Consider the following 4,789-nt stretch of genomic DNA (forward strand, 5'->3'; position numbering starts at 1 on the left):
CTCTCTTCGTCAAAATTGGGTGGACTTGTACGATAGCCTCAAAGAGAAAAAGTAAGTCCCATCTTTTTATTCGCGTAAAACATCCGCGAACACTATTTTCTTTGTTTTACCTCTATTTCTCCTTAACCGAGCAGTATTGATAGTGGACTAACTAAGACAGAGGTTTTTATTAGATTCCTCAACAGAATAAGTCTTAACCTAATAAATTAGATGGTAAGCAATCGCACTCTTGGCAATCTATAAATAGATATAGCAATCCTAAATGAGATACAAACTTATGATACGTTTATACTAAAGCCTTGATGACAGATTATACCGATGAAGAACTTTTTACTAGAACAACAACAAAAATCAGACAGAATAGGAATTTTAACAGAGTTCATTCACAGTCATCCAGAAGCGAGAGAACTTAAACGGGCAATAGCAGTAAAAATGGTGTTACAGGGTGAACCATACTCTCAGATTACTAAACTTGTGGGAATGAATAAGTCTTGTATTACAAATTGGAAACAAAGATTTGAAGCTGAAGGAATAGACGGTATCAAGTTAGGTTATAAAGGTGCGAAGAGTTATTTAACAACAGAACAACATACAGAAATTATCAGATGGTTGAGAGAAAAAGAGTATTGCAATATAGATGAATTGGTGAATCATCTAGATGAGAATTATGGTGTCATTTATCAATCAAAACAAAGCTACTATGATTTGCTGTCATCGGCAAGGATTAGTTGGAAGAAATCTCAGAAAATCAACCCGAATTTCAATCCAGATTTGGTCAAAATCAAGAGGGAAGAAATTATCAATTTTCTGACTCAGAACCAAACTGAGATAGAGTCAGGACATCTAGTTGTCTTTTTTGTGGATGAGTGCCATTTACTTGCAAATGATGTCTGCGGATACGTTTGGGGAAAGACAGATATCAGAATTGAAATTGCCATTAAAAATATTAAAGATAAACAAACTTATTTTGGAGCATTAGATTATAAAACACAAGAGTTTATCGTTCACGAGTATCCGACTGGAAATTCATCAAGTACAGTAAATTTCATTAAGTATCTACAAAACCAACGTCCCGGAAAAAGAATTGCTTTAATTTGGGATGGAGCTAGTTATCATAGGTCGGACGAAGTTAAAAAGTTTTTGTCAAGCGTTAACGATCACCATCAACCAGAACAGTGGCAAATTACTTGTATTCGATTTGCCCCTAATGCCCCTGAACAAAATCCTGTAGAAGATGTTTGGTTACAGACCAAAAACTTTTTGAGAAAGTATTGGCATTTGTGCAAATCTTTTTCTCTTGTCAAGTGGCTGTTTAAGTTCTTCACCAATCACCAAGAATTTGATTTTCCCAAGCTGCATCAGTATGAACCCTGTTCGGATCTCAAATAGGATTGCTATAGTAGTCTGGCTATTAGTCGCTCATGAGCGACGACTGCACAGTGACTTGTAATTACTTTAAGTTGATTGTTCGTTGCCAACTTCGTGGAAAGCCGCCAACGCCTCTTCTAAGTGGTTAAAAAACCGATTAGCTCCGATTAAATCTGTCAGCCCGTCCCGCTCGAACTGGACTTTTACCTCCGGCGACAGACCGGACACGACAAAAGTTACGTTCTGAAGGGATAATTCCTTGACGACATCCCGAATCGTTTGGGATGCGGAGTAGTCGATTTCAGTAATTGCTCTCGACTCCAGAATAAACCACTGCACGGGTGATTCAGCATTTTTCACGAGATTTTGCACCTCCTCTGAAAAGAAGCTGGCATTAGCATAAAACAAGTCTCTACTAAACCGATAAACGATCAGACCAGATGCTGATACACTGCCGATACGCACAGGGATCTGCTGCCATAATCTCTGAGCATCGGGAATAATGATGGCTGAATGCGGTCGGTAACTATGACGCACATGCAAGATCAGCGACAAAATAATTGCTAAAACAATACCCTCTTTAACACCGATAAAAACAACCGTAGCAGTAGTAACGAGCGCAAGATAAAACTCGTCACGATGGGTCGAAAATATTTTCTTCATCCCCTGAATGTCAATCAATTTTAGTCCAATCAAAAATACAATTGCTGCTAAAACCGCATTCGGCAAATAGCTAATTGGTTGAGTGAAGAAGAGGATAACTACTAACACCATTGCTACTGTGGTCAGTTGAGCTACTTGGCTTTGTCCTCCTGCTGTGTCAACAATTTCAGTTTTGGTCGGGCTACCATTGACCACAAAGGTTCCACTCATCCCCGCCGCCAGATTCGCCAGAGCTAAACCCTCAAGGTCAATATTTTCTTTAAAGTCCTCGTTGTATCGGAAGGCGTAAGCGCGTGAGGTCGCTGCACTTTGGGCAACAATGACGATACAGCACGATAGGGCAATGCCAAATAATTGCCCAATTTCACTCAGAGCAACAGTGGGAAACCCAAAGGATGGCAGTCCGCTGGGGATAGATCCAACTACCATAACTCCATGACTAGCAAAGTTAAACAGCCAACTGCCAATAATTGCTACTATTACAGCCAGCAAAGCACCTGGAAATTTTGGAAGCAATCTGTCGCATAGTTTAATGGTAATCAAGACAGCTAGAGAGATCGCGATCGTTAATGGGTTAACATGGGGCAGACCTTCAAAGGTATTAATGATTTGCTGGATTGGATTATTTCCCCCACCCTTAAGATCCAACAATCCACCTAATTGACCGATCGCTACTTGAATTCCTACCCCAGTCAAGAAACCTACCAACACGGTACGCGACAGAAAATCCGCTAGGAAACCCAATCGAAACAGGCGTGCTAACAGTAAAAGTCCAGCTACTAAAATGGCGACTAATTCTGAATCCGCTAAATATTGGGAACTCCCCAACGCTGCCAAGCCTGATAGCCCAGCTGCTAGGATTGCAGCTGTTGCAGAGTCGGCAGCGACCACCAGATGGCGAGAAGATCCAAAAAGCGCAAACGCCAAGGCTGGAAGAATAAGTGTATAAAGACCTGTGGCAATGGGCGTTCCGGCAATTTTTGTGTATCCCATGACTTCTGGAATGCCCAGTGCTGCTAGCACAATACCCGCAACGATATCATTTCCAATTCTGGCTCCGGCCAAAGGTAAAATTCCCTGAAACAGGCGAAATCGCTTTTTAGTTGGATGCTGGGCTGTATTTGCGTTCAATTTCTTCATTATTTCGGATTGAAATCCTTGTCCAAAATTATTCCTCGATTGCCTTAATCTGCCCTGCCGCAACTGCATCAGCTAGTGCTTCGTAATCCCTCTGGGTCTGATCGGCGTAAGCTACTGCAAAATTAGCGATCGCCCGCTCAAATGTGTCACTTTGACCGAGATAACCACTAATAGCAAATCGATTCCCCGAACGAGCATGACTACGCGCCAGCGCCCAACCACATAAATGGGAGTAGCCCTTCAAATCCGTCTCCGACATTCCTTCAATCTCGACGGAAGTTTTCATATCTCTGAGTTGCCGCAGGTAGAAGTCATGACCACTATCGCCTTTTGTCCAGCCCAGGAAGATATCGCTGGCTTCTTGCATCAAATGCTGTCCTGCTACAACCCGTTGGGCATGGTTCTCATAACTACTTTTTCCTGCATAGGGTTCCAGTACTGAAGCACGAGCTTCTTTAATTTGCAGAAATAAAGGGTCATTATCCCCTGTCACCAGGAGGGCAACACCACAGCGTGTACCGACACTGCCAACACCCACTACCTTCATTGCTACATCAACAATCTGATATTGGTCTAGTAAAATACGGGAATCCTCACGTAGGGTTTTCCGATATTTATGAAAAACGGATAACATCTCTGATACAAGCGGATCTCCAGGTGACGGATGGAATAATAAGGGAGGATTGTCAATAAAACGGCGCTGTCCTTTCACTGTTTCGATTAATTTGTGCAGATCCAAAACAGGCTTGAACGCCCTTGCTTTTTTCACTTCACTTTTGACAATATTTAGTTCTTTAGTGTGAGTAGTAAAGGTGAGTAGCGATTCCACCCCAATGTGGGCATACCATACCTCCAGAGCAGTCATTTGGGCGTACTCATTCATCCGTTCTCGGTAAGACTGCACAGATGCCATCGCTGCTGCCCGACTGATTTTGTCTCTTAGTTTGAGGTATCTACCTGCCACCACAATGCTTGTAGCTAAACGCTTAACATCCCATTCCCAAGGGGCCCAAAGGGTTTCGTCGAAGTCATTGACATCAAAGACGAGATTTCTCTCTGGTGTACCGTATCCACCAAAGTTGGACAAATGGCTGTCTCCACAAGTCTGTACTTTGATTCCTGTCTTGGGAGTTTCGCTCAGATCGGCTGCCATGATATTCGCTGCCCCCCTCAGAAATGCAAAAGGAGATTTCAGCATTCGTCCATACCGAATCGGCACCAATTCCAGCAATCTTCCTTGGTTGGATTCCTCCAGCAGCGCAACTGAGTCAGGACGATTGGGGGCAGGTTTCCACTCTTCATGGCTAGATCGCGGCACTCGATCTCGTAGGGCTTTTCCCATCGCGCTACCTTCAGCACGAGAGAGCCACTGTAGAGGTAAGTTCTCATGGGAGTATTTGGGGTTGACCATCTGTGACAGGTTAAGGCTATTTAGCTCTTGTTAATAAGTAATCGTAGTATATAAGCGCTATGCTTCAATTCACCACGGTTTTATGCCAAGGTATATAGTTTTTACCGTCCTGTTTCACCTATCTGATCTGCATCGTCTGCTACTCCATTGCGAAAGCGTACTTCTAAGCCGTGTTCTGGCTCCCAGTCACACTCAGCTATCAACTTA

The 4,789-nt window shown here is 43.0% G+C and carries 3 protein-coding genes; 1 reads left to right on the forward strand and 2 read right to left on the reverse strand.

What is annotated here, in order from left to right; translation table 11 throughout:
• The first annotated feature begins 360 nt into the window (after positions 1-360).
• A complete protein-coding gene (locus tag GNF10_RS35270) occupies positions 361-1,389 on the forward strand; it encodes an IS630 family transposase (RefSeq protein WP_311774266.1) in 1,029 nt (342 codons plus the stop codon).
• A 66-nt stretch (positions 1,390-1,455) separates the two neighbouring features.
• Here the strand turns inward: GNF10_RS35270 and GNF10_RS35275 are convergent, their stop codons facing one another.
• Together GNF10_RS35275 and GNF10_RS35280 are read right to left on the reverse strand one after the other, a co-directional pair.
• Positions 1,456-3,171 (reverse strand): SulP family inorganic anion transporter, encoded by a 1,716-nt coding sequence (locus tag GNF10_RS35275; protein ID WP_185580479.1) that lies wholly within the window; start codon positions 3,169-3,171, stop codon positions 1,456-1,458.
• 28 nt (positions 3,172-3,199) lie between these two features.
• A complete protein-coding gene (locus GNF10_RS35280) occupies positions 3,200-4,582 on the reverse strand; it encodes a DUF2252 domain-containing protein (protein ID WP_185580478.1) in 1,383 nt (460 codons plus the stop codon).
• Between the last annotated feature and the right edge of the window lie 207 nt (positions 4,583-4,789).

Source organism: Nostoc sp. UCD121 (assembly GCF_014222285.1).
GTDB lineage: Bacteria > Cyanobacteriota > Cyanobacteriia > Cyanobacteriales > Nostocaceae > Nostoc.